1 protein-coding gene and 1 pseudogene are annotated in these 355 nt (G+C 63.7%); both read right to left on the bottom strand.

Going from position 1 to position 355, the window contains the following annotated elements; translation table 11 throughout:
- Positions 1–3: 3 nt before the first annotated feature.
- Positions 4–108 (bottom strand): transposase, encoded by a 105-nt coding sequence (locus HMPREF0298_RS12850; protein WP_040423296.1) that lies wholly within the window; start codon positions 106–108, stop codon positions 4–6.
- A gap of 64 nt (positions 109–172) precedes the next feature.
- Positions 173–304 (bottom strand): annotated as a pseudogene (locus HMPREF0298_RS12855) (IS256 family transposase); the annotation flags it as partial.
- Between the last annotated feature and the right edge of the window lie 51 nt (positions 305–355).

Genomic DNA, 355 nt, shown 5'->3' on the forward strand with positions numbered 1-355 from the left:
TTCTCACTCGTGCTGCTCAGCCAGCACCGCCCCGACCAGGCGCACGACGGCATCTCGGTTCGGGGAGATCCCCACGACGTCGGTGCGCCGGCGGATCTCCCGGTTCAACCGCTGAAGTGGGGTTGTTCGACCAGACCTTCGTCCACACCGCCTTCGGGGCGTGGGTGAAAGTCAGCAGCTCGTCGAGCGCTTCCTCGAGGTGAGTGCGCGACATGGGGGAACTTCTGCTCACAGAAGCCCACCACCTCCCGTGCCTGATCCACACAGCCTGGGCGTCCGGTTGCTGGAAGATCGTGTGGAACATCGCCGACAATGTCGGCCATTGGCTTTTGGGCACCAGTCCGGAGAGGTTCTT

The organism is Corynebacterium lipophiloflavum DSM 44291, from assembly GCF_000159635.1.
Taxonomy (GTDB): Bacteria; Actinomycetota; Actinomycetes; order Mycobacteriales; family Mycobacteriaceae; genus Corynebacterium; species Corynebacterium lipophiloflavum.